The organism is Pseudomonas sp. HLS-6, from assembly GCF_002753995.1.
In the GTDB taxonomy this organism is placed as follows: Bacteria; Pseudomonadota; Gammaproteobacteria; order Pseudomonadales; family Pseudomonadaceae; genus Aquipseudomonas; species Aquipseudomonas defluvii.
This window is the reverse complement of record NZ_CP024478.1, coordinates 2,455,415-2,480,020: the sequence shown is the minus strand read 5'-3', so window position 1 is coordinate 2,480,020 and position 24,606 is coordinate 2,455,415. Positions and strand designations below refer to the sequence as shown.

Here is a 24,606-nt window from a genome sequence, read left to right as displayed (position 1 = left end):
GGGGCTTTTTTATCAGGCCTGGAATTGCCCGCCCCCAGGCGTCACGCCGACAACCGATTTGACTCCAACAGCGCACTGCCACAAGCTGCCCTTTTGGCTCCAGCCGTACACGCGGATTCAGCATGCCCAAGCGTCAAACTTACACGCTGATCAGTCTGGCCCTGCTCATTGTTCTCGGGCTGGGCAATTACTTTTGGCGCGACGACAGCCCTGAGCCTTCCCCAGCGCTCACAAACAGCTACGCTAACGCCTTGGCCCAGGCCCATGACGGCCTGCCAGGCGCCGCACGCGTGCTCTACCAGCAACTGGCCCGCAACGACTTGTCGCCCATCCGCCGAGCCAGCTTGCATGCCGAATTGCCAAACTACCCTTCTCCCTTGGCGTTGAAGCTGGCCAGCAAAGACCTGCAGCATGAAGACCCGCAGGTACGCCGCGCCGCAATCACCAGCCTTGCCGCCTTGGTTCCGGCAGCGCAGCGCAGCCTGTTGCTGGGGCCGTTGCTCGATGAAAAGGATCAAAGCGTACGTTTTGCCGCTGCCGACGCCCTGCTGGGGCTCAGCCCTGATGAAATCGGCCTGTACTTTGGCCCGTTGCAGGATGTACTGGAACAGTACCAACACGTACTGCAAAGTGTCGACGCCCCCTCCGCTCAAGTGCATCTGGCACGGCTGTACATGCACGAACAACGCTTCGACCAGGCAGGCATCGCACTGGAGCGCGCATTGAGCCTGGCGCCCGATGACTTGCAGGCACTGGCAACCCAGGTGCGCCTGCTTGAGCGCCAAGGCCATACTGACGCTTCTCGCGAGGTGCTGGCCAAGGCCCTGCAGCGCCACCCCGAGTCTGCCTTCCTGCAACATGAGCTGGGCCTCTGGCTGCTGCGTCATCATCAGGATGAATATGCACTGCTGGCGTTTGCCCGAGCGCTTGAGCTTGAACCGGCCAACAACGATTACCGCTATACCCTGGCCACCAGCCTGCACGACCTCGACCAGACCGATGCAGCACAGAAACAGCTGGAAACCATCCTTGCCCGACAACCGGCCAACCGCAAGGCCAGGGTCTTGCTGATCAACTACTGGAAGGAAACCGGCCAGTTGCAGAATGTACAGGTTCTGTTGGCCCAACTGGAACAGCAGAACCCAGACGATCCGCTGGTACAACAAGGCCTCTGAGCGCTGCGGCGATTGCGCAACACTCAATCCTGAGTCAAGTGCCGAGGCAACAGCAGTCTTACCCGGGTGCCCTTGCCAGGTTCGGACTCGATCAAGGCGCGTCCCCCCGACTGCCGGACAAAACCGTAGATCATCGCCAACCCCAGTCCATGCCCCTGCCCTGCAGACTTGCCCGTAAAAAATGGCTCGAAGGCTCGCACCACAGCCTCAGGCCCCATGCCACAACCGTTATCCTCTACCTGCACGTAGGTGTAATCGCCAGGCAGCAGGCCGTCATGGCCCTGCTCGCACGCGTCATAGCGCACATTGCCGGTGCTGACGATCACCCTGCCGCCGTTCGGCAAGGCATCACAGGCATTCAAACAGAGGCTCTGCAACGCGCGCTGCAGTTGCTCGACATCCACCAGCACCGTCCAGGGCAACAGCTCCAGGTGCATCTGCAGGGTGATCTGCGAGCCGAGGGATTGGCTTAACACTGCTGCCATGCCATCAATCAGTTGAGTAACATTGACAGGTTGAGGGTCAAGCGCCTGGAAACAAGAAAAGGCAAGTAACCGATCTGCCAGTGCAACGGCCTGGTTTGCCGCCCCCCTGGCGCTTTCAATACAGGTGTCCAGACGCTCCAGGTGCCCCTGCGCCAAACGTTGCTCCAGTAATGCCAGGCTGGAGCAAATACCGCCCAGCAGGTTTTTCACATCCTGCGCCATGCCACCTGACAACTGCCAGAGATGCTCAAGGTCGGCGGTGCGCGCCCGCACTTGCTGTTCATGGGCAAACGCCAGCATGCGCCATTGCTGCTCGGACTGAACATGGGCCGTTGTTTCGATCACCTTGTCGAGCACCCCGACAATGGCGCCACTCTCATCCCGTACAGGCGTGCAACTGAAGGTGAAGTAACTGGGTTCTGATGCCCCATTACGGTTGATGATCAACGGAAGGTTTTCGAGCAGCGTCGCTTCACCCGAAAGCGCCTTGAACAGGATCGGGCCAACCTTCTCCCAACTCTCACCCAGCACGTCATCAAAACTGCAGCCCAATACCTGGCGCTTGCCCATCATCTCGTTGAAGGCGTCGTTATAGATCGTGGAGAGTTGCGCCCCCCACACCAGACACGTCGGCACCTTTGATACCAGCAGCATATCCACCGCAATGCGCAAGGTCGCGGGCCAGCTCAAGATAGGCCCCAGCGGCGTGTCTTCCCAAGGGAACTGCCTGACTTTTTCACCCATTTCGCTCGGTGGCATGAGCGGCGTGGCAAGGTGCGTCATGCGCATTGTCGACTCCATGTCCTCAAATGCTGCAACTGAAACTTATAGACCGATATCTTCGTTCCACAACTTGGGGTTATCGGCGATAAAATCGTTCATCAGCTTGATGCAGTCGGGATCCTGCAACACTTGCAAATTCACGCCCCGCGACTTGAGCAGGGCCTCCTCCCCCATGAACGTACTGTTCTCACCGATGATCACCTCCTTGATACCGTAGAGCAGAATCGCCCCACTACACATCGAGCAGGGTGACAATGTGGTGTAAAGGGTGGCTTGCCTATACACGCTGGCAGGCTGGCGACCGGCATTCTCAAAGGCGTCCATTTCGCCATGCAGGATTGCACTGCCCGACTGCACCCGACGATTGTGGCCGCGCCCGATAATCCGGCCCTCATAGACAATCACCGAGCCAATCGGAATGCCGCCCTCGGCGAGACCGGCGCGGGCCTCATCGATAGCCGCCTGCATGAATGACGAATGGTTAGTGCTCATAAGGCTGACTCAATGGCATTTGGATAAATGAACACTAGCACAAGGCCATTAACGCGGCAGTCACCATGGCACCTTTCAAGCCGACAGCTATGCTCAAAAGTCCGAGATTGAGCTGCCGGTGTACGTCAAAACGCCGATCGTCTAAGGAGGAGCGTAATGAGCAAGAAAATCCTGGTGGTGTTGACCAATACTGCCAAATACCCCTCACTCAAACGCGCCACAGGGTTGTGGTTGGGCGAAGCGGTGCATTTTGTCGATACGGTTCAACAAGCGGGCCTGGTAGTTGACTATGTCAGCCCTGCGGGTGGCTATGTCCCCATCGACCCACATAGCCTGAGCATGGCTGCCGACATCGATTGGGCCTGGTATGAAGACAAGGCCTTCATGAACAGGCTGGGCACGACCCTGAACCCAAAGCAGGTCAAGGTGCAGGACTACAATGCCATCTATTACACCGGTGGTCATGGCGTGATATGGGACTTCCCGGAAAACACGGCATTGCAAGGCATTGCTGGAACGATTTTTGACAACGGCGGTATTGTTTCGGCCGTGTGCCATGGCGCCGTTGGCTTGCTGAACATCAAGCTCAGCGATCACACCTTGTTGGTCAAGGACCGTGAGGTCACGGGTTTCTCCAATATCGAAGAACAACTGGCAGAGTTGGACAAAACCGTTCCGTTTTTAACGGAAACCGAGTTGATCGCACGCGGCGGCCTCTATCAGAAAGCTGAAGAGCCCTGGGCGTCCTTTGTCGCCGTTGACTCAAAGGACGGCAGGCTTATTACCGGGCAAAATCCGGCATCTGCTGCGGCAGTAGCGCAGCGGGTACTGGCAACACTGCCGCGTGCCTGACCGATACGCCTGACCAACGCTGTTGACCGATACCACGGCGGATCGTTTTCAGGGACTACAGGAGCGCCCCACAACACCCTTTATGCTGACGACACAGTCGAAAAGCTCGCAACGCCCCTCTACGGGGCATACGAGCCCTGGCTTTCACTCAGCGTCCAGAGGTGAACCGTGGCTATCCATAAAAAACGCGCAGGCCGTGTCCTGCTCGAATTCCTGACGATCATGTTGATCGGTTTGACCCCTGTGGCCAGCGGCCTGCTGATCATTGCCCTGCAAGTAGACCGAAAGCATTTGGAGGCGGCTGAAAAAGCCGCTCATGAAGCGCTTGATCGAATCGAGACCGTTATCGAAACGCTGCACACTACCAGCAGTAAAGTGCTCAGTCTTGCAGAGCTGGCCTGTGATAAAGCAATGCCCAAACTGCGCGTGGAAGTCGTCTCCGAGCCGAATCTGCGCTCATTGGTGCTGCTGAGAGAAAACCGCGCCTACTGCAGCACTCAACATGGAGAGAGCGAAATCATCGTCGACCCAGGCACTTTCCATAACCAGAAACTGTTGCTGGCCGCCGGTAACCAGGTAACACCCGACTCCCCAGTTCTGTACTACCGCCTTCAGGAATACCCGTTCGGGGTACTGGCGCTGACCAACGGCTTACTTTTGCAGCAAATGATCAGTGCCATCAAGGAGCCCGCGACCGTGGTCGTTCAATTCGGTACGGAATACTTGTCAGCGACGGACATTGTCGAAGATATAAGCCACACCAACATCAACGAACAGTACCTTCACGTCGTGTCCCACAAACACGGCTTTATCGTACACAGCGGCTTTGCGGACGGTAGCACCTGGCAGGAAGTGCGCAGCAACATGCTTGCCAGTGCGCCCTCGCTACTACTGGTCGGCATCATTACCTCCGCCTTTGTGTACTGGAGCCTGTTTTCCCGACGCAACCGCAAGCTTTAGGGCTGCACGAGCAGGCATCATCACCTGAAAAACAAAGAGGCCAGCGTACGAACGCTGGCCTCTTGTGTATCACGCTATCGGTAATCAGTCGGTAGCCAATACACCACGGCGTACCTGATCACGTTCAATCGACTCGAACAGTGCCTTGAAGTTACCTTCACCGAAACCGTCGTCACCCTTGCGCTGAATGAATTCGAAGAACACCGGCCCCATCAGGGTCTCCGAGAAAATCTGCAACAGCAGGCGTTTGTCGTCAGGCTGCGAGGAGCCGTCGAGCAGAATGCCCCGCGCCTTCAGCTCTTCTACCGGCTCGCCATGGCCAGGCAAGCGGCCTTCAAGCATTTCGTAGTAGGTCTCCGGCGGTGCGGTCATGAAGCGCATGCCCAGTTTTTTCAGGGCATCCCAGCTCTTGAGCAGATCATCGGTGAGGAAGGCCACATGCTGAATGCCTTCACCGTTGAACTGCATCAGGAATTCTTCGATCTGCCCTGCACCTTTGGACGATTCTTCGTTCAACGGAATGCGGATCATGCCATCCGGTGCGGTCATGGCCTTGGAGGTCAGGCCGGTGTACTCGCCCTTGATATCGAAGTAGCGGATCTCGCGGAAGTTGAACAGCTTCTCGTAGAACGCCGCCCAATAGGCCATACGACCACGATAAACGTTGTGCGTCAGGTGATCGATGATCTTGAGGCCCGCACCCTCTGGATGACGGTCGACACCTTCAATGAAATTGAAGTCGATGTCGTAGATCGAGCTGCCTTCCTCGAAGCGGTCGATCAGGTAGAGTGGCGCGCCGCCAATCCCCTTGATCGCTGGCAGGCGCAGCTCCATTGGCCCGGTTTCGATTTCCACCGGCTGCGCACCCAGTTCCAGTGCACGGGCATACGCCTCGTGGGCATTACGCACGCGAAACGCCATGCCGCACACCGACGGACCGTGCTCGGCAGCAAAGTACGAGGCAATGCTCTTGGGTTCGTTGTTGAGGATCAGGTTGATACCGCCCTGGCGGTACAGATGGACGTCCTTGGAGCGGTGGGTCGCCACTTTGGTGAAGCCCATGATCTGAAAGATCGGCTCCAGAACCCCGGGGGTCGGTGCAGCAAACTCGATGAATTCGAAGCCCATCAGGCCCATCGGGTTGTCAAAGATATCAGCCATGCTCGTGTCCTCATCAATACGGTAAAAACAGGTTCAATTGCTATCGATGTCGAGCAGACGGGGTGGCGCGCAGGAGATGCCCCTCACACTGCGTGCGAGGTAGTCACCAAAGATCAGTTTGAACCCATGACACTTCATATGGACCCATTCTCGGCGGGTTTGATTCCCCGGAGGCGGAGAACCTTATTATTGTATGCGTAACCTGATTCTACATGGCGTAAAAACATTTGTCCGCACTTTAGTTCACGCCACTGCTTGCACGGCCATGGGGGTTGCAGGGCACACTCTCGGACAACGCCGGTGCCCTATCAGGATGGTGAGTACACTGTAGCCATAATAGACTACTGCCACACCCGCTATCACAGGCGGGCGGGGCAAGCGCTATGCTTGCCAACGAAGGACCCTTTGCCATGACAGGTAGTCAACCATGCCCCTTTCGCGAAAACGCCGCAGCCGCTCCACTGGACGCGTCCTGCTGCCCTGGCTGGTGGGTTTCATTCCGGTAATTTGCGGCGTGCTTCTGCTGAACTGGCAGGCACAGCGAGAGCTGCAAGCCAGAGCACAGCTCAACGCAGAGCACGCCATCGAACAGTTCGACCGGGTGCTGGACAACATCGCCCAGGCCGCACGCAACCTGCTGCCGCTGGCGGGCCAACCTTGCGAGCAAGTCAAGCTGCCCTTGCGTGAACAGGTCACGCGGGGCACCTTCGTTCGTTCGACCAACCTGTTCTACGACGATGTCCTTTACTGCAGCTCACTGTTCGGCAGCTACCGCGAAGCAGTCAACCCAGGCGACTATACCGACGGTAGCCTCTGGCTGATGGATGGCAACTCCGTCTCCCCAGGGCACCCGCTGCTGGTCTACCGCCTCAGTGAAGGCAGCAAGGGAGCAATCACAACCGTCGATGGCGATCACTTGATACACCTGTTGCGCCTGATCGACCCGGATTCCGACCTGCGTGTAAAGGTGGGCACGCACTGGATGGGAACTGACGGCCGGGTGCGCAACGACCCCGTGCCAGACTTTGCCGTGGCCCCGACAGCCCTGAAGTCCTCGCATTTCAGCTTCACGGTCCATAGCGGCTACCCGGAGGGCGAGGTATGGCGCCTGATGCAACGCCAGTACGGCCCCTTGTTCGGCCTGCTGATCTTCCTCGGCATCATTGCCGGAGTAGCCTGCAACTGGCAACTGAAACGCGCCAATTCGCCTCGGGCCGAACTGCAACGGGCACTCGAGGCAGATGAATTCGTGCCGTACTTTCAACCCGTCGTACGCCAGGGTGACTATCGTTGGGCCGGCGTCGAAGTGCTGATGCGCTGGATGCACCCGCGTGACGGCCTGGTACGTCCTGACCTGTTCATTCCCTGCGCCGAGCACAGTGGCCAGATCATCCCAATGACCCGTCGCCTGATGCAGCAGGTCGCTGAACAACTGGCACCCCATGCGCACAACTTCGAGGAAGGTTTTCATATCGGTATCAATATCAGCGCAGCCCACTGCCAGGACCTGGCGCTCTACGATGACTGCCAGAAGCTGCTGGCGGCCTTTCCAACTGGGCGCATTCGGCTGACCCTGGAGCTGACCGAGCGTACGCTGATAACCCCCACCGACTGCACGTTCAACCTGTTCGCCAAGCTGCACGAATTGGGGGTGATGATTGCCCTGGATGACTTCGGCACGGGTCAGTCGAGCCTGACCTACCTGCGCCAGTTCAAGGTGGATTACCTGAAGATCGACAAGAGTTTTGTCGGCATGATCGGTGTGGATGCCTTGTCACTGCACATTCTCGACAGCATCATCGAGCTCTCCAACAAGCTGGACATGGGCGTCGTTGCCGAAGGCGTAGAAACACAGGCGCAACGGGATTACCTGGCCCAACGCCAAGTGGACTTCCAGCAAGGCTACCTGTTCGGCAAGCCCTTGCCGCTGAACGGTTTCATCGACGCCTTGGCCCACCAGAAAAAGGAGCCTGCGGTTGCCCAGCCCTCCTGCCCCTGAGATCATTGCAGGTCAACCGTTCTGTCACTTGCGTTAGTTAGAGGCACCCTTGTCCAAAGGTATCGTTTCATCCGTCATGGCTTCGTTCCTGTTTGCCGTGATGTATTTCTACACCTCGCTGCTCAGCCCGCTGGACGGTGAGGAGATCTTCGGCTGGCGCGTACTGCTGACAATGCCCTGCGTTACCCTGTTCATGCTGATTTCCAGGGACTGGTCACTGGTCATCGGGTTACTCGCCAGAATCCGTCAGAAGCCGGTGTTACTGCTGGGTTTGTGCGCCACGTCGGCACTGATGGGCGTGCAGCTCTGGCTGTTTCTCTGGGCACCGCTACACGGTCGTAGCCTGGAAGTCTCCCTGGGGTACTTCCTGCTGCCGCTGAGCATGGTGCTGACCGGGCGCATGGTCTATGGCGAACGTCTGTCACGCCTGCAAAAACTGGCCGTGCTTTGCGCCATGGCCGGTGTTGCCCACGCGCTCTACCAACATGGCAGCTTCGCCTGGGAGACCCTGCTGGTGGCCGGCGGCTACCCTGTGTATTTCGTACTGCGGCGCAAACTGCGCACCGATCACCTGGGCGGGCTGTGGACCGACATGTGCCTGCTGCTGCCAGCGGCACTCTATTTCATTGTACAGGGACCACTGTCGGCGGCCGATCTGGTTGAGCATCCGGGGCTTTACGCGCTGATCCCGCTGCTCGGCGTGATCAGCGCGCTGGCCCTGATTTGCTACGTACTGGCCAGCCGGCTGTTAGCGTTCAGCCTGTTCGGCCTGCTTAGCTATGTCGAGCCGGTATTGCTGGTCGCGGTAGCGCTGATGCTGGGTGAAAGCATCGACGCCGACCAATGGCTGACCTATATCCCGATCTGGCTGGCTGTGGTGGTGCTGGTGCTTGAGGGCATCAAGCACCTGCTGCGTCAGCGTCGCCGCCTGGCGTAAGGCGCACCTGCCGCACCCTGCGCTCGGCCACCGCCACCACCGTGAGCTGCCAGCCGTTCCAGTTCAGCTTGTCGCCGACCATCGGCAACCGGTCAAGCAAGCTCATGACCAGGCCCGCAAGGGTCTGGTAATCCTCGGTGGCCTTGGCTACAAAGCCGGTACGGGCCTGAATCTGGCTCAGGTTCAAGGCGCCGTTGACCAGGTACCCCTCTGGGCCTTCGACGATGTCCGGCCCCTCGATCTCACTGGCATCCGGCAACTCGCCGGCAATCGACTCAAGAATGTCGGTCATGGTCAGCACACCCGTGAAATCGCCGAACTCGTTCACCACAAAGGCGATGTGAGTCGACTGGTTGCGCATTTGCTCAAGGGCATTGAGCACGCTGAAGCTTTCCAGCACATGCAACGGTGTGCGCGCCAGGCGCTCCAGGTCTGGCTCATTGCCGGCCAGCAGCTCTTTGAGCAGTTCTTTCTTGTGCACAAAACCCAACGGCTCTTCGACGTTCCCATCACGGATCAAAGGCAAACGCGAATAGGACGAATGCATCAGTGCCGTGCGAATCGCCTCTGCCGATTGTGCCAGGTCAATGACATCGACCTCGGCCCGAGCCGTCATCACAGTCTTGATCGGGCGCTCGGCGAGGTTCAGCACGCCACTGATCATCACACGCTCGCGGCGATCGAATAGCACCTGTTCGGTTCCACCCTCGACCAGATCGGCGATCTCCTCGCCGACTTCGTCTGCCTCGAGCCGGCGCCCGCCGAGCAGACGCAGCACGGCATGGGCGGTGCGCTCACGCAGTGGTCGGTGCTGCTGCAGGCTGCGCTTGCGGCGCACACGGGCCAGTTGGTTGAACACTTCGATCAGAATCGAAAAACCAATCGCGGCATACAGGTAACCTTTGGGTATGTGGAAACCCAGGCCTTCGGCCGTCAGGCTGAAGCCGATCATCATCAAAAAGCCCAGGCAGAGCATGATCACGGTCGGGTGGGCATTGACGAAGCGAGTCAGCGGCTTGCTGGCGACAATCATGATGCCGATGGAGAACACCACCGCGATCATCATGATCGACAAGTGCTCGACCATACCCACCGCAGTAATCACGGCATCCAGCGAGAACACGGCGTCGAGCACCACAATCTGCGCCACGATGGGCCAGAAAGCCGCGTGACGAACTGTTCCGCCTGTCTGGGCAACATGCCCCTCAAGGCGCTCATGCAGCTCCATGGTGGCCTTGAACAACAGGAACACACCACCAAACAGCATGATCAGGTCTCGCCCGGAGAACGACTTGTCGAGAATCTCGAACAGCGGCGCGGTCAGGGTCACCATCCAGGAAATACTGGCCAGCAGGCCCAAGCGCATGATCAGCGCCAGGCTCAAACCAATCACCCGCGCGCGATCACGCTGATGCGGCGGCAGTTTGTCGGCAAGGATGGCGATGAATACCAGGTTGTCGATGCCCAGTACCAGTTCCAGGACAATCAGCGTGGCAAGGCCCAGCCAGGCCGTGGGATCGGCTAGCCATTCCATGGGGAGGTACTCGCAAGCAAGGCGTCACAGGGACGAGAGAAAGGCCAGGACGGCCAGCTACTGGGGGGCTCCGAGAACGAAGTCATATCAACCTTGATATCAATAAGGGACATCTATCCTACAAGCGTCAGGTGCTCTTGATATAGCGGGAAACTATTACAAAAGCTGTAACGCCCTCCTCCATGACGCCTCACCAGGGTGATTTTCTTCAATACCCTGCCTCCCCTGCTGCTTAGGCTATGTGACCGTTCCCCTTAACCCAGAAGGTCACTATGAGCCTGATGTTATCCATGGCCGCCTTTGCGCTGGCCGCTTCGATTTCTCCCGGCCCGGTCAATATCGTCGCCCTCGGTGCCGGAGCCCGGCATGGTTTGCGCGCCAGCCTGGCGCATGTCACGGGGGCGACGCTAGGCTTTTGCCTGCTGTTGGTGCTGGTCGGGCTTGGCCTTCACGAGCTGTTACGCCACTGGCCCGGCCTGGCCCGCCTGCTGCAGGCGGGGGGTGTGCTGTTTCTGTTCTACATGGCCTGGAAGCTGAGCAGCGACAATGGCGAGCTTGGCGCAGGGAACCGTGAAGAGCCGCCCTCCATGCTCTACGGGGCAACACTGCAATGGCTGAACCCCAAGGCCTGGCTGGCGAGCGTTGCCGGTATTGGCGCGTACGTCGGCGAGGGCGAGGTCGGCCTGCTGTGGCAGTTCACCGGGTTGTATTTCGTGATCTGTTATCTGTCTGTCGCCAGTTGGGCCTGGGCCGGTAGTGTCATCAGCCATTACCTGAACAACCCACGACGCATGCGCCTGTTCAATCGCAGCCTGGCGCTATTGTTAGTGGCCAGCGCGATCTACCTGTTACTCGGCTGAACGGTAGTGCCCGGGCGTGGCGGCCAGGTGCTGCTTGAAAGCCCGCTGCAGGTGGGCCTGATCGGCAAATCCGGCGTCGGCGGCCACCTCGGCAATCAGCCGCCCCCGACGCAACTGCGCCCGGGCATACTGGATGCGATGGTCAAGCAAGTAGCCGTGAGGCGTCAGGCCGTAATGCTGCTTGAAGGCCCGAATCAGGTAAGACGCCGATAGCCCGGCGGCCTGACAGATGTCCTCCAGTTTCAGCGGCTCGGTGCAGTGCTGGCGAATATAGTCGGCGGCACGCTCCAGACGCTGGTTGCCCTGCGCTGGCTCGACCCAAACGGGCCCCAATTGATCCAGCAGTTGGACAAAGAATGCCTCTGCTGCCGCGGCCTTCTCCTGGGGGCTGCGTGCTGGATCAACCAGCCACGCATACAGCCTCAAGAGTTCGCTGTACACCTGTACCGACGTGGTATGGGTCGCCGCCAATGGCTGAAATCCCAATCGCTCAAGCCAGGGTATATCGACATACAGCATGAGGTAGGACCAGGGCTGATCGGCAATCGGGTTGCAGGCATGCACCGTACCCGGGTTCATCATGACCACCGTGCCTGCGCTGATCTCGTGCCAGTGATCACCGTTCAGGTAGGTGCTGCGCCCCGCCGTGACGGCACCGATGGAAAAGCCGGCGTGGGAATGTCGCGCATAACAGACCTTGCGTCCGTCTTGCACGCTGCGGGCCTCAATGAAGGGCAAGGCCGGGTCACGCCAGAATTGTGAATGAATGCTCATGGCTGGCTCAGGTCCTGAAGGCTCGTCTACCCGTTCATCTCATGCACCACCACCAGCAACTGCGCGGGTTGTGGCCCCAGCGAGCGCAATCGATGCGGTGTCTGTGCGTTGAAATACAGCGCATCACCGCGCTCTAGAATGACCCGCTCGTTCATGAAGTCAACTTCTACCTGGCCCTCATGAACAAACAGGAACTCTTCGCCCTCATGCTCCTTGAATGTTGAATCGCTGAACTCGCTTGGCGGGCTGAGCATGAACGGCAACAGGCTGCGATGGCTGATCTGGCTGGCAAGCACGGCATAGCCGGAGACCTCGCGGGCACCTGGCAGCAACTGGCGCTGGTGGCTGCGCACCAGGCTATAACGCTCTTGCGTTGGCGTGTCAGCGGCAAACAACTCCTCAACCTTGACGTTCAACGCACTGGCCAGTTTCAAGGCAGCGGCAATCGAAGGGGTGTTCAGGCCGCGCTCGACCTTGGACAAGTAGCTCTTGGTCATACCGGCTTTTTCAGCCAGCGCCTCCAGCGTTATCCCCAATTTTTTTCTCAATAATTTCAATCGGATAGACATGCGAAGCCGTAGATCCCCACAGGCGTGTGCGATTTTGCCTTGTCAATGACACTTTGTGTCATATAGCATCTTTTGTGTCATATGCGTGTCGCCGCGCCACCTCCCAGCAACCCGGCGACATACCTCCCTGACACCCATGACTACTGCACAGGACATCTCCATGGCCAAGACATTAACACTGCCCAAGGATCAATTGATCAAGCAGGCCCTTGCGCACATGCAAGGCTCGCTTGCCGATAATACGTGGACTACCCGAGAAAAGCTGGCCCTCACCTGCCGGATTCTCTTTGAGCATGGCCACGACTCCGGTCTGGCCGGGCAAATCACTGCACGTGGCCCGCAGCCCGGGACCTATTACACCCAACAGTTGGGCCTGGGTTTCGATGAAATCACGGCCAGCAACCTGTTGCTGGTCAATGAGGACCTTGAAGTGCTCGAAGGCGATGGTATGCCCAACCCGGCCAACCGCTTCCATAGCTGGGTGTACCGTGCTCGCCCGGACATCAATTGCATCATTCACACCCACCCGACCCATGTCGCGGCCTTGTCCATGCTGGAAGTTCCCCTGCAGGTCTCCCATATGGACCTCTGCCCACTGTACGAAGACTGCGCGTTCCTGGAGGCCTGGCCCGGGGTACCGGTGGGCAACGAAGAAGGCGAAATCATCAGCGCCGCACTGGGTGACAAGCGGGCGCTGTTGCTCTCGCATCACGGCCAATTGGCGACGGGGGCCAGTGTTGAAGAGGCCTGCGTGATAGCACAGCTGATCGAGCGTGCCGCCAAGCTGCAGTTACTGGCCATGGCCGCAGGGCAGATCAAACCGATCGAGCCGGCACTTGGTCGTGAAGCCCATGACTGGATCGCCCGCCCCAAGCGCCACGTTGCCGCCTTCAACTACTATGCCCGGCAAAGCCTGCGCCAGCACGCCGACTGCCTGAACTGATCACATTCTTATCGGAGCCTCGTCCATGTCCACCGCAATTCACGGCATCATCGGCTACACCATCACGCCCTTTACCGCAGACGGCGAAGGCCTTGATCTGCCCGCGCTGGGTCGTTCTATCGATCGTCTGGTCGAAGGCGGCGCTCACGCTATCGCGCCCTTGGGCAGCACCGGCGAAGGCGCCTACCTCAGTGATCACGAATGGGATCAGGTGGCGGAGTTCAGCCTGGCGCACATCGACGGCCGCGTCCCAACGGTCGTCAGTGTTTCCGACCTGACCACTGCCGGCGCCATACGCCGTGCGCGACTGGCCGAACGCCTGGGCGCCGATGCGGTCATGGTATTGCCGACCGCGTACTGGAAACTCAGTGAAGCGGAGATTCTCCAGCACTACCAGGCCATTGGCGACAGCATTGGTGTGCCGATCATGCTCTACAACAACCCGGCCACCAGCGGCACCGACATGTCGGTGGAGCTGATTCTGCGCATCGTCAAGACGGTGGAGAACGTGACCATGGTCAAAGAGAGCACTGGCGATATCCAGCGCATGCACAAACTGCAGGTGCTCGGCGAAGGCCAGGTGCCGTTCTACAACGGCTGCAACCCACTGGCGCTGGAAGCATTCGTGGCAGGCGCGACAGGCTGGTGTACTGCCGCCGCCAACCTGATTCCGGCACTTAACCTGGCCCTTTATCAGGCAGTACAAGCCAACGATCTGGAGCGCGCAAAAGCACTGTTCTACCAACAGTTGCCATTGCTCGACTTCATTCTCAAGGGTGGCTTGCCGGCAACCATCAAGGCCGGCCTGGCGCTAACCGGCCTGCCCGTGGGCGAGCCGCGTCGCCCGGTGTTCGGGCTGAATGAAACTGGCCGTATGCAGTTGCAGGCGTTGCTGGATCAACTGATCTGACAATGCCCGCCCGCAAGGCAGGCTCCGCTCTTTGCAGGAACCCGTCTTGCGGGCGACAGGCCCGGTACGGTCAAGATAAAACGACTGCTTAGAAGGTCATTTCCTTCACATCGTCCGCGACGATCAGCTTACCGGCCGTTTTCTCGATGATTTCCTCGACGCTGACGCCCGGAGCGGTCTCGCGCAGGATGAACGCACCGTTCTCGATCTCCAGGTAAGCCAGGTCGGTGAGTACCTTGCGGATGCAGCCTGCACCGGTCAGCGGCAGGCTGCAGCGCGACAGCAACTTGGACTCGCCATCCTTGGAGGCGTGGGTCATGGTGACAATGATGTTGTCGGCACCGGCCACCAGGTCCATCGCCCCACCCATGCCCTTGACCAGTTTGCCCGGGATCATCCAGGAGGCGATGTTGCCCTCCACGTCCACCTCGAAAGCACCCAGTACGGTCAAGTCGACGTGGCCGCCACGGATCATGGCGAAGGACTCGGCAGAGTTGAAAATCGAAGCGCCGCGGCGCGCCGTTACGGTCTGCTTGCCGGCGTTGATCATATCGGCATCCAGTTGTGCTTCGGTCGGGAATTCACCCATGCCGAGCAGGCCGTTTTCCGATTGCAGCATCACGTCCATATCGGCCGGGACATAGTTGGCCACCAGGGTCGGAATACCGATGCCCAGGTTCACGTAGTAGCCGTCCTTGAGTTCGCGGGCGACGCGCTGGGCCATTTGTTCGCGGGTAAGTGCCATGGTCAGGATCTCTTTGTTGTTCTGTGCGGGGGCGGGTCAGGCTTTGACAGTGCGCTTCTCGATGCGCTTCTCGAAGGTGCCGACGATTACCCGGTCGACATAGATGCCTGGGGTATGGATCTCGCTGGGCAGCAGGACACCTGGCTCGACGATTTCTTCGACTTCGACCACGGTGATCTTCCCGGCCGTAGCGGCCAGCGGGTTGAAGTTCTGTGCGGTGTTGCGGTAAATCACGTTACCGTAGTGATCGGCCTTCCAGCCCTTGACGATGGCGAAGTCGCCGGTAATGGCTTCTTCCATGATGTACTTGCGCCCATTGAACTCGCGCACTTCCTTGCCTTCGGCAACCGGGGTGCCGTAACCGGTGGCGGTATAGAACGCCGGGATACCCGCACCGCCAGCGCGCATTTTTTCCGCCAGGGTGCCTTGCGGGGTCAATTCCACTTCCAGTTCGCCGCTGAGCAACTGGCGTTCGAATTCGGCGTTTTCACCTACGTAGGAAGCAACCATCTTGCGGATCTGGTGCTGTTCCAGCAGCACACCCAGGCCAAACCCATCGACACCGCAGTTGTTGGAGACAACGGTCAGGCCCTTGACGCCACGGCGCTTGATTTCAGTGATGAGGTTTTCCGGGATGCCGCACAGGCCGAAACCGCCGGCCAGTACCGTCATGTTGTCGGTCAGGCCTTCGAGGGCCTCTTCATAGGTTGCTACGCGCTTGTCCAGTCCGGCCATGCTGATCCGCCTTTTGTAGTTGTAGAACCGACCTCAGGTGTCGGAGGAGCGTCTGGGCCATCTTCACCCCTCCAGACTCATTTGTTAATTTTGTTTTTTTCATTGATTAATTGGTTTTAAAAAATAATAGACCCTCTTCCGCTCGCTGCGCAGGCATCGACCCGCAAGCGGCGCTGGGCGACGCGCTGAAACATCAATGGAAGTCCCGGCTGCGCACGTCCAGCCCGCTCAACAGCGGGCTGAGGTCTTCAAGGCGTCGGGCAATCACATGGCGCACCCCACTCTCGCACTCCAGCCGCCCCACCACCCGCAACAGCCGTGCCCCCACCAAGATGCGGCGCTGACGCTCGGCCAGCGCGCGCCAGACCACCACATTGATCATGCCGAATTCGTCCTCCAGGGTGACGAAAGTCACCCCACTGGCGGTCTGCGGTCGTTGTCGTCCGATGACAATACCGGCGACGCTGACCTTGTCAGCATGAGCCAACTCGACCAGCCGCTGCGAACTGCGACAACCCAGGCCTTCGAGGCGACGCCGCAGCAAGGCCAATGGATGCGGCCCCAGGGTCGTGCCGGTGCTGCTGTAGTCGGCGAACAGGTCCTCACCCAAGGTTGGCGCGGGCAAGGCCACCGCCTCGTCTGAAGGCGCCGCCAGCCCGGCGAACAACGGCAACTGGGCCTGAACCGCCGCCACTTCCCAGCGTGCCTGGTAACGGTGCCCGACCAGCCCCTGCAAGGCTCCAGCATCGGCCAGCAACTCACGTGCGCGTGCATCCAGACCGGCCCGCAGGCTCAGATCGCTGACATCGGCCCATGCCTTCACGGCGCGCGCCTGCTCAATACGCCGGCCATATTCCTCACGAAAGCCTCGCACCTGACGCAGCCCCAGACGAATCGCCAAGGCATCATCGGTGACCGGCTCCAGGCTGCAATCCCAGTTGCTGTGGCACACATCCACCGGGCGAATCTCGATGCCATGTCGCCGCGCATCCTGAAGAATCTGGTCCGGGCTATAGAAGCCCATCGGCCAACTGTTGATCAACGCGCAGGCATAAATAGCGGGCTCATGGCACTTGAGCCAGCAACTGGCGTAGGTCAGCAAGGCAAAGCTGGCCGCATGGGACTCGGGAAATCCGTAACTGCCAAAACCCTTGATCTGCTCAAAGATCCGCGCAGCAAAGGCCTCGGTGTAACCGTTGTCGAGCATGCCGCGAGTCAAGCGCTCACGGTGCGGCTCCAGCCCGCCATGACGTTTCCACGCGGCCATCGAGCGACGCAGTTGATCGGCCTCGCCCGGGCTGTAGCCTGCCGCGACGATAGCCAGTTCCATGACCTGCTCCTGGAACAGCGGCACGCCAAGGGTGCGTTCAAACACCTTCGCCAGCGCGGGCGAAGGAAAATCGACAGGTTCTTCGTTGTTGCGGCGACGCAGGTAGGGGTGGACCATATCGCCTTGAATCGGCCCAGGGCGAACAATCGCCACTTCAATGACCAGGTCATAGAACGTCTTCGGCTTGAGCCTCGGCAACATGGCCATCTGCGCCCGCGACTCGATCTGGAACACGCCGATGGTATCGGCCCGACCGATCATGGCATACGTCGCTGCATCCTCGGGAGGCACCGTGGCGATGCTCAAGCGACGCCCACGATGGCGCTCAAGCAGGTCAAAACACCGACGCAAGGCGCTGAGCATGCCCAAGGCCAGGATATCGACCTTGAGCAACCCGACCAGGTCGAGGTCGTCCTTGTCCCACTGGATCACCGTACGGTCTTCCATGGCCGCGTTCTCCACCGGCACCAGGCTGTCCAATGGCTGCTCGGAAATGACAAAACCGCCCGGGTGCTGGGACAAGTGCCGGGGAAAGCCGATCAAGGTCCCCGTCAGTGCCAGTACCCGGTGCAACAACGGGCTTTCAGGGTCGAAACCCGCTTCACGCAGGTGCTCGGCAGACGGCACACGGTCACTCCAACGGCCACAGCAATCAGCCAATGCGTTGATCTGATCGGGCGGCAACCCCAGCACCCGGGCAATATCCCGCACGGCACCGGCGGCATGGTAGGTGCTGGCCACGGCCGTGAGCGCTGCGCGATGACGCCCATAACGACGAAACACATACTGCAGCACCTCTTCGCGGCGCTCGTGCTCGAAATCGACATCAATGTCCGGAGGCTCGTTACGCTCGCGGGAGAGGAAACGCTCGAACAACAGGTGCGAGGTCATGGGGTCCAGTTCGGTGATACCCAGCACGAAGCACACCACCGAGTTGGCTGCCGAGCCCCGCCCCTGGCAGAGGATGCCCTGCTCGCGGGCAAACCGCACGATGTCATGGACCGTGAGAAAGTACCCTTCGTAACCAAGCTCGGTGATCAGGGCCAGCTCATGCTCCAGCATGCCACGGGCCTTGTCGTCGACACCCTCAGGCCAGCGCCAACGTAGACCGTGCTCGCACAACTGACGTAGCCAACTGGTCGAGGTATGGCCGTGCGGCACCACTTCCCGAGGGTACTGATAACGCAATTGACCGAGGTCGAACTGGCAGCGCTCGGCGACTTGCACACTGGCCTGAAGCAATTCGGGTGGGTACAACTCGGCCAGGTGCTGCAACGGTCGCAAGTGTCGCTCGCCATTGGCGAACAGACGGTGCCCGGCCTCGGCCACGGTCGTGTGATGGCGGATAGCGGTCATGCAGTCCTGCAAGGCCCGACGTCCACGGGCATGCATATGCACATCGCCACAGGCGACCGCAGGAATGCCGGTCTCAGCGGCCAGCGCCAGCAGGTTCGCCAGCCGCTGGCGGTCGTCCGGGCCACGGTGCAACTGCACCGCCAGCCACAGGCGCTCAGCAAACACTTCACGCAACCAGTGGCCGTTGCTGGCGTCACGCTCGTCATCCGGCACCCACAACGCCAGCAGCCCCGGGAGAGGGCTGTTGAAGTCATCGCGGTACAGGCAGTACTCGCCCTTCTTTGCCCGACGACGCCCCAGGGTGATCAGCCTGCACAGGTGCTGATAACCACACAGGTCCTCCACCAACAGCACCAGTTTCGGGCCATTTTCCAGGCGTATTTCGCTGCCAATGATCAGCGGGAGGCCACTGTCCTTCGCTGCCTGCCAAGCCCGCACAATACCGGCCAAGGTACATTCATCAGTGATTGCCAGAGCCTGGTAACCCTGCTGGCGGGCACGCTCGAACAGCTCCTGCGCACTGGAGGCGCCGCGCTGGAAACTGAAGTTCGACAGGCAGTGCAGTTCGGCATAAGCAACGCTCATGCGAACCAGCCTTGCAACCACAGCGCACGACTGTCGCCGACATTGCGGTAGGCCCAGCCGCGCTGGCCGCTGGCGGTTTCAATCAGGTAATAGTCACGGCGTATATCGTCACCGTCCCACCAACCGGACTCGATACGTTCAGGCCCGGCCAACACCTGCAAACCCTCAGGCAGCAACGCTTGCGGCTCGGCCAACAACCAGCCAGGACGCGGCGCAGCCGGCAGCGACACGTCAGCCGAACGCCCTTCCCCTGAGTACCAGGCGCACTCGGGACGGTGGTCTGCCTGCACCTGCAGCGTCCCTACGGCGTCATCGCCAAGGCGCGCACGCAACCGCTCGCGCAACTGCTCCCATGGCTGGTACTGCTGCGGCCGGGCTTCGAAAAGCTCTGCCAGCGGCGGTACGAAACGTGGCAAATCCTCAGCCAGCAAACGCAGATTACGCACAGGTGCCGCTAGCTGCAGCGCCTCCAGCCGCCCACGGGCCAGCTCGAACAACATGCCCGCCTCACGCTCAGCCGCCAGCAAGCCGACCACCACGCGGGTGTCTTCGACCTCGGCATGCTCCAGGTGCAGCGTAAAGCGCTGAACCCCCACATCCCGTCCGACCAGGAACACCGTCAGGTCGTTGATCAACCGGCGCAAGGGGAACAACAGCGCCTGATGGGATTCAACATCGAAATTCAGCTCCAGCCGCGCATCGAAACGGTCTGCCGGCATGTAGCACGTCAATGCCATGGCCCGCAGACCCAGCAGCCGATCCAGATGCAACTGCACCGGCGCGGCGAAACGTCGGGCCAGCGCATCACGCGGCAGCGCCAGCACCTGATCCAGGCGGCGCAACCCCATGCGCACAAGCGCCGTGGCGGCGTCCGGCGGTAGACCGATACGCTCAACGGGCATCCGTACCAAGGCGGCGCGGGTTTGTTCGGGGCAGAAAGCGGTCAGCCCGTCATGCCCATTGGCAAGCATCCGGGCGGCTACCGGGTTGCTGGCCAGCACGATGCGATGGCGAAAACCGAGGGCCGTCAACTCCTCACGCAAGCGCGCCTCAAACACAGGCCAGGGCCCGAACAGCCCAAGGCTGGACTCGACCTCCAGCAACAGGGCTCGGGGGTAATCCAGGCTGACCTGCGAGCTGAAGCGGTACGCCCAGGCCGCAAGCAATTGCTGCAAGTGTTCCGTGGCTGCGGGGTCATGCTCAACACACGTAAACCCCTGGGCCAGGGCTTGCGCTGTACTCAGCGTTTGCCCCGCACGCAAGCCAAGGGCATGGGCCGCCGGGTTGACGGCCTGCAACACCCGGCGCTGGCTAGACCCGCTGATCAATACCAACGGTGCGTCGGGCTCATCACGCCCGCGCAGTACACCATCGAGTGCCAGCTGCGGCAGCAGGATACAGGCCCAGAGCATGGTGCATCAGCCTCGCCAGCACGCAGCAATGGGGGTTGTCGGTGCCCGTCCGCCACGGCACTTGAGCACCCGCCACTGTGCTGGCTGGCAATCGACGGCAATACGCAAGGCCGCCGGTGAAGGGTTCAACGCCGCGTGTTGAGGACGACAGGCAAATGCCAGGGCCTGGCCCGTTTCGGCAGCGACCTGCAAACGGCGCAGGGCCCGATCATCGGCATGCTGCGGCCAACACAGCACTGCGGCGCAACTGCCCGAGCGCAAGCATTGTTCGGTGGCCCAGAGTACCTCGCTCGGGTCGGCCTGCACCAGCGACAGCCAGCGCAAGTCGACACCAGCGGCCTGCCAGGCAGGGGCATACGGGATATAGGGTGGCGCTACCAGCACCACCCGCTCGCCGCCTGTGGTCAAGCGCGCCAGGCTCGGCCAGAGCAACTGCAGCTCGCCACTGCCAGCACTCGCCAGCAGCACTTCGGTCAGCGCCCCGGACGGCCAGCCGGTATCGGGCAAGGCTGCATCCAGCGGCGCATGCCCGGTGGGTTGTACCTCACGCGGTGGGGCAACCGGCCGCCCTTTCCAGACCTGGCGCGTGTCCAGCAGCCCGTCGAGACTGACCACGGCACCCATCAGCCGCGCCTCAGCAGGCCACAGAACACACCTTCGATCACCAGCTCATGTTCGGGGCCAACGTCAATCGGCGCATAGGCCGGGTTACGTGGCAACAGGCGGTAATGCCCATCGGCACGCTGGAAGCGCTTGATGGTCACCTCACCGTCCAGGCGGGCAACCACGATCTGCCCGTCACGGGCATCGGCTTGTTGTTTGATGCCGACCAAATCGCCATCGAAGATACCGTCGTCGATCATCGAGTCACCACGCACCTTGAGCAGGTAGTCCGGGGTACGGCTGAACAACTGCGGGTCCAGCAGCAATTGCTCATGAATATCGATATCCGGGCCAATCGGTCGCCCGGCCGCCACCTGCCCCAGCACCGGAATCTCCAGCACCTCGGGCCGACGCAACACACCGGCCAGGCGGATACCGCGTGCCTGGTTCGGCGTGACCTCTATCAGCCCCGCCTCGCAGAGGGCCTGAATGTGTTTACGCGCCACACTGCGCGAAGCAAAACCAAAGGCCTGGGCGATATCGGCCAGGCTCGGTGGCTGACCGTGCTCGGCAATGCGTTCACGGATGAAGGTCAGGATGGCGGTGCGTTTGGGCGATAATCTAGTCATGGAGTACATTTGTACTCTTTTCGTAAATCACTGACCAGCCCCATTGATCGCCTCAAGGCGAAATGAGTCCGTTATGATCGTCGCCATCAGACCTGTAGCGGAAACCCACCATGCTCAATGCCCTGCTGTTCGACCTCGACGGCACCCTGACCGATACCGACAAGCTGCACCTGCTGGCCATGCAGCAGTTGTTGCTCGAAGAAGGCCGGGTCTTTACCGAAGAAGAGTTCGATGCGCATGTCAGTGGCCGGGCCAATGCCGATTTGTGCCGCTACCTGTTCCCGGAACGCTCGGTTGCCGAGCACCGGGCCTTCGCCGAGCGCAAGGAGGAGCGCTTTCGCGCCTTGTCGCCACGCCTGCAACCGACACCCGGCCTGTCACGCCTGCTTGCGCATGGCGAGGCTGCCGGCCTGGGCATGGCCGTCGTCACCAATGCACCACGGGCCAACGCCGAGCACATGCTCGCCGCCATGGGTATGGCCGGGCGTTTTCGACATATCCTGGTGGCCGAGGAACTGCCTTGTGCCAAGCCCGACCCCCTGCCCTATCTCACCGGCCTTGAGCGCCTGCACGCGCGCGCCGAATACGCATTGGCGTTCGAAGACTCGATTCCTGGAGTAACGGCAGCCAGCAAGGCCGGCATTTTCACTGTTGGCCTGAGCACCAGCCAACGGCCAGAGTTGCTGCTAGCCGCTGGCGCGCAACTGGTGGTGGAGGACTTCACCGATGCCCGCTTGTGGGCATTGATCGACGGGATGTCCAACCAGGCTCAGTGACGCCGGTAGCTTTTCTTGCCACTTGGCGTCAGGCAATACACAGCACCCCGAGGGCCGGTACAGAACGCCCCGCTGCCACACGCGCAGCCGTCGTTGCACAGGACGCGCCAGTGCGCAGATAGCCGAAGGTTGCTCGGCGTGATCCTGATGTATATACCGATCTTCGAGCTGGCCTCGAGCATCCACTGAGCGGGAAGCTCGCGACGCCGACCGCTACATATCAAAACGATCCACCGCCCGCCGCCGCTCGTTGTCGTCGCGCATGTCATAGTTGGCAGTGGTCTGGATGTTGCTGTGGTGCGCAAGTTTCTGGGCAATCGACAGGTCGTGCTCTTCGATCACCCTGGTAATGAACGAGCGGCGAAAATCGTGGGGCATGATCTTCACCCCGACCTGCTGCCCCCGCTGGCGGGCGATGTAATAGATCGCATGCTTGGTGATGCGTTCGCGGGTGATATGGCTGCCCCGTCGTATGCGGTTGAACAGGAAGTCGTCATCGGCCTGCCCTTCCGGCAGTTGCGAACGACGAAAGGCCAACCAGGCATTGAGCCTGTCGAACGCCCAGGCCGGCGCATACTTGATCAGTTGTTTGTTGCCTTTGCCCAGCACCTGCAGGCTGCGCTCGGAAAAGTCGATCTGCGACAGTTTCAGATCGACCGACTCGGATTTGCGCATCCCTGTGCCATAGAGCAAGGCAATTACCGCTGCATCGCGTAGCCCTTGTGGGCGTGGGTCAGCGGCGCACACCTCCATGAGTTCGCGTATCAGGCTGCGCTTGAGGTTTCGCCCCACGGGCAGGCGTACACCCTGGGTCGCTTTCACCGTGCGAATTTTCAGCAGGTGTTCGTGGCTGATCAGGCTCAACCGCCACGCCTCGTTCATGACGCCCCGTACCGCATTGACATACAGCGATGAGGTGTTGGGGGTAAAACCGTCGGCACGCAGCGCCGCCACCAGCGAGGTGACATGTGCGGGGTCGAGCAGGTGCCAAGGTACCTCGGCAATGTCGCAATCCTCAAAGCCGAGCCGGTCGGCAGCATCCTGCAGGACGTACTTCATGGTCAACTGGCTGGAGGGCGCCAGGCGCGCAAGGTATTGCAGCAGCGGGTTATGCAGTGAATCGGGCAAAACGGGAGGTCCTGTAGCAGCGCTAGCATGATCTGAGGCCAGAGCCAGGTCATTGATTGCCAAGCATTTTGACCTGGCACCGGGCGGATGGTAACTCATCCCGCGTAACGCTGCTGCCAATAGCCGACAAGCCCTCCCATCATGGAAACCGATACCCCGGTCGAGCAGTCGACATCAGGACAAACCAACGAACCTAATGGGACTTGAGTTTCTGGAACGACAGGTTCAGGTCCGAGGCCCACGCATCCAGTACGACCTTGACATCGTCCGGGACCAATACCTGTTTTTCATTCTCCAGGGGTTTGCCGCTGCCCTTGCGCACGACCTGAGCCAGTACCTTGTTATTACCACCATCGAGAAATGCCGCTTCGGTGGCGATCTCGGTTTCCTGGTCACGGATTCCCGAAGCGGTACTCACAGCAGCAGCAACCAAGGCGATCGGAATCACTTCATACGGTTTCAAGCCTTCGGTCTTGCTGCTGACCGCAGTGATTGCCGGCCTGACGACAATAGTGCCTGGGCCAGGCCCCGTGGCCAGCGGCATCGATTTGCTGATTTCTCGCTTGAGTGCTGCGTCATAGTAGCGGGTGATACCTTGCAGGGTACTTTGCGGTATACGCTCGGTCGCCTGAGGTTTGGGGTAGAACTGGCTGGGCTCGATGTAGACGCTCGTGTAACGGCCAACCTTCAGGTCAGGGTCCACCCAGCGCATCACCGTTGCCCCGGAAGGCGATGTGTTCTCAGTCAAACGGCTGTAGTCCCTGAGGAAACCGGAATATTGCTCCGGTTCGACGACTTTGCTCGAACAGCCGGACAGAACAAGCCCGCTCAGGCACAGCGTACCGACGATCAACGCTCTTTTCATGCTCTCGC

General features: G+C 60.2%; 23 protein-coding genes and 1 pseudogene. 9 read left to right on the top strand and 15 right to left on the bottom strand.

Features of this window, described 5'->3' with window-relative positions; all coding sequences use genetic code 11:
* The first annotated feature begins 122 nt into the window (after positions 1 to 122).
* Positions 123 to 1,175: a tetratricopeptide repeat protein gene (locus CS390_RS11765; RefSeq protein WP_099774536.1), complete on the top strand. Its 1,053-nt coding sequence runs from the start codon at positions 123 to 125 to the stop codon at positions 1,173 to 1,175.
* A 23-nt stretch (positions 1,176 to 1,198) separates the two neighbouring features.
* Here CS390_RS11765 and CS390_RS11760 read toward each other — a convergent pair whose 3' ends face one another.
* Both CS390_RS11760 and CS390_RS11755 read right to left on the bottom strand, forming a co-directional pair.
* Positions 1,199 to 2,449, bottom strand: a complete 1,251-nt coding sequence (locus tag CS390_RS11760) for a nitrogen regulation protein NR(II) (protein WP_157767137.1) — start codon at positions 2,447 to 2,449, stop codon at positions 1,199 to 1,201.
* A gap of 36 nt (positions 2,450 to 2,485) precedes the next feature.
* Positions 2,486 to 2,935 carry a nucleoside deaminase gene (locus CS390_RS11755; protein WP_099774532.1) on the bottom strand — a complete coding sequence of 150 codons (450 nt, stop codon included), beginning with the start codon at positions 2,933 to 2,935 and terminating at the stop codon, positions 2,486 to 2,488.
* A gap of 156 nt (positions 2,936 to 3,091) precedes the next feature.
* Here CS390_RS11755 and CS390_RS11750 point away from each other — a divergent pair, with 156 nt between their 5' ends.
* Positions 3,092 to 3,787: a type 1 glutamine amidotransferase domain-containing protein gene (locus CS390_RS11750; RefSeq protein ID WP_099774530.1), complete on the top strand. Its 696-nt coding sequence runs from the start codon at positions 3,092 to 3,094 to the stop codon at positions 3,785 to 3,787.
* A 168-nt stretch (positions 3,788 to 3,955) separates the two neighbouring features.
* Entirely contained in the window at positions 3,956 to 4,747 is a 792-nt protein-coding gene (locus CS390_RS11745) for a CSS-motif domain-containing protein (RefSeq protein ID WP_065758955.1), read from the top strand.
* An 84-nt stretch (positions 4,748 to 4,831) separates the two neighbouring features.
* Here CS390_RS11745 and hppD read toward each other — a convergent pair whose 3' ends face one another.
* Entirely contained in the window at positions 4,832 to 5,908 is a 1,077-nt protein-coding gene (hppD, locus tag CS390_RS11740; RefSeq protein ID WP_065758954.1) for a 4-hydroxyphenylpyruvate dioxygenase, read from the bottom strand.
* A 427-nt stretch (positions 5,909 to 6,335) separates the two neighbouring features.
* Between hppD and CS390_RS11735 the strand changes: the two genes are divergently transcribed.
* Both CS390_RS11735 and rarD read left to right on the top strand, forming a co-directional pair.
* Positions 6,336 to 7,907 (top strand): EAL domain-containing protein, encoded by a 1,572-nt coding sequence (locus CS390_RS11735; RefSeq protein WP_099774528.1) that lies wholly within the window; start codon positions 6,336 to 6,338, stop codon positions 7,905 to 7,907.
* 49 nt (positions 7,908 to 7,956) lie between these two features.
* Positions 7,957 to 8,844, top strand: a complete 888-nt coding sequence (gene rarD, locus CS390_RS11730) for an EamA family transporter RarD (RefSeq protein WP_099774526.1) — start codon at positions 7,957 to 7,959, stop codon at positions 8,842 to 8,844.
* Here the strand turns inward: rarD and CS390_RS11725 are convergent.
* Positions 8,807 to 10,378 carry a TerC family protein gene (locus tag CS390_RS11725; protein ID WP_099774525.1) on the bottom strand — a complete coding sequence of 524 codons (1,572 nt, stop codon included), beginning with the start codon at positions 10,376 to 10,378 and terminating at the stop codon, positions 8,807 to 8,809. The genes rarD and CS390_RS11725 overlap by 38 nt on opposite strands.
* Positions 10,379 to 10,650: 272 nt before the next feature.
* On the opposite strand from CS390_RS11725, the gene CS390_RS11720 reads away from it, so the two are divergent.
* Positions 10,651 to 11,238: a LysE family translocator gene (locus tag CS390_RS11720; protein ID WP_065757887.1), complete on the top strand. Its 588-nt coding sequence runs from the start codon at positions 10,651 to 10,653 to the stop codon at positions 11,236 to 11,238.
* Here CS390_RS11720 and CS390_RS11715 read toward each other — a convergent pair.
* Both CS390_RS11715 and CS390_RS11710 read right to left on the bottom strand, forming a co-directional pair.
* Entirely contained in the window at positions 11,227 to 12,012 is a 786-nt protein-coding gene (locus CS390_RS11715; protein ID WP_099774523.1) for an AraC family transcriptional regulator, read from the bottom strand. The two genes, CS390_RS11720 and CS390_RS11715, sit on opposite strands and share 12 nt — an antisense overlap.
* A 26-nt stretch (positions 12,013 to 12,038) precedes the next feature.
* A complete protein-coding gene (locus CS390_RS11710; RefSeq protein WP_065757885.1) occupies positions 12,039 to 12,581 on the bottom strand; it encodes a helix-turn-helix domain-containing protein in 543 nt (180 codons plus the stop codon).
* Positions 12,582 to 12,741: 160 nt separating this feature from the next.
* Here CS390_RS11710 and CS390_RS11705 point away from each other — a divergent pair, with 160 nt between their 5' ends.
* Both CS390_RS11705 and CS390_RS11700 read left to right on the top strand, forming a co-directional pair.
* Positions 12,742 to 13,524 (top strand): aldolase, encoded by a 783-nt coding sequence (locus CS390_RS11705; protein ID WP_099774521.1) that lies wholly within the window; start codon positions 12,742 to 12,744, stop codon positions 13,522 to 13,524.
* Positions 13,525 to 13,549: 25 nt separating this feature from the next.
* Positions 13,550 to 14,434, top strand: a complete 885-nt coding sequence (locus tag CS390_RS11700) for a dihydrodipicolinate synthase family protein (protein WP_099774519.1) — start codon at positions 13,550 to 13,552, stop codon at positions 14,432 to 14,434.
* 88 nt (positions 14,435 to 14,522) lie between these two features.
* Here the strand turns inward: CS390_RS11700 and CS390_RS11695 are convergent, their stop codons facing one another.
* The 6 genes from CS390_RS11695 to lexA form a co-directional block, all read right to left on the bottom strand.
* Positions 14,523 to 15,179 (bottom strand): CoA transferase subunit B, encoded by a 657-nt coding sequence (locus tag CS390_RS11695; RefSeq protein ID WP_065757882.1) that lies wholly within the window; start codon positions 15,177 to 15,179, stop codon positions 14,523 to 14,525.
* Positions 15,180 to 15,215: 36 nt separating this feature from the next.
* Positions 15,216 to 15,914: a CoA transferase subunit A gene (locus tag CS390_RS11690; protein WP_099774517.1), complete on the bottom strand. Its 699-nt coding sequence runs from the start codon at positions 15,912 to 15,914 to the stop codon at positions 15,216 to 15,218.
* Positions 15,915 to 16,107: 193 nt separating this feature from the next.
* Positions 16,108 to 19,206, bottom strand: coding sequence for an error-prone DNA polymerase (locus CS390_RS11685; RefSeq protein ID WP_218195299.1), 3,099 nt, complete (start codon positions 19,204 to 19,206; stop codon positions 16,108 to 16,110).
* Complete coding sequence (locus CS390_RS11680; protein ID WP_099774514.1) at positions 19,182 to 20,597, bottom strand: DNA polymerase Y family protein; 1,416 nt, start codon at positions 20,595 to 20,597, stop codon at positions 19,182 to 19,184. The genes CS390_RS11685 and CS390_RS11680 overlap by 25 nt, the downstream gene beginning before the upstream one ends.
* Positions 20,598 to 20,603: 6 nt before the next feature.
* On the bottom strand, positions 20,604 to 21,221 hold the full coding sequence (imuA, locus tag CS390_RS11675; protein WP_065757878.1) for a translesion DNA synthesis-associated protein ImuA: 618 nt from the start codon (positions 21,219 to 21,221) through the stop codon (positions 20,604 to 20,606).
* Positions 21,221 to 21,838, bottom strand: a complete 618-nt coding sequence (lexA, locus tag CS390_RS11670) for a transcriptional repressor LexA (RefSeq protein WP_065757877.1) — start codon at positions 21,836 to 21,838, stop codon at positions 21,221 to 21,223. Before lexA ends, imuA begins: the two co-directional genes overlap by 1 nt.
* Before the next feature lie 101 nt (positions 21,839 to 21,939).
* Between lexA and CS390_RS11665 the strand changes: the two genes are divergently transcribed.
* On the top strand, positions 21,940 to 22,605 hold the full coding sequence (locus CS390_RS11665; protein ID WP_099774512.1) for an HAD family phosphatase: 666 nt from the start codon (positions 21,940 to 21,942) through the stop codon (positions 22,603 to 22,605).
* On the opposite strand, the pseudogene CS390_RS25310 reads toward CS390_RS11665, so the two are convergent.
* The 3 genes and pseudogenes from CS390_RS25310 to CS390_RS11650 all read right to left on the bottom strand — a co-directional run.
* A pseudogene (locus CS390_RS25310) lies at positions 22,599 to 22,694 on the bottom strand (hypothetical protein); the annotation flags it as partial. The gene CS390_RS11665 and the pseudogene CS390_RS25310 sit on opposite strands and share 7 nt — an antisense overlap.
* Before the next feature lie 124 nt (positions 22,695 to 22,818).
* On the bottom strand, positions 22,819 to 23,664 hold the full coding sequence (xerC, locus tag CS390_RS11655) for a tyrosine recombinase XerC (protein ID WP_371918261.1): 846 nt from the start codon (positions 23,662 to 23,664) through the stop codon (positions 22,819 to 22,821).
* Positions 23,665 to 23,926: 262 nt separating this feature from the next.
* Positions 23,927 to 24,598 carry a DUF3313 domain-containing protein gene (locus CS390_RS11650; RefSeq protein ID WP_065757874.1) on the bottom strand — a complete coding sequence of 224 codons (672 nt, stop codon included), beginning with the start codon at positions 24,596 to 24,598 and terminating at the stop codon, positions 23,927 to 23,929.
* Between the last annotated feature and the right edge of the window lie 8 nt (positions 24,599 to 24,606).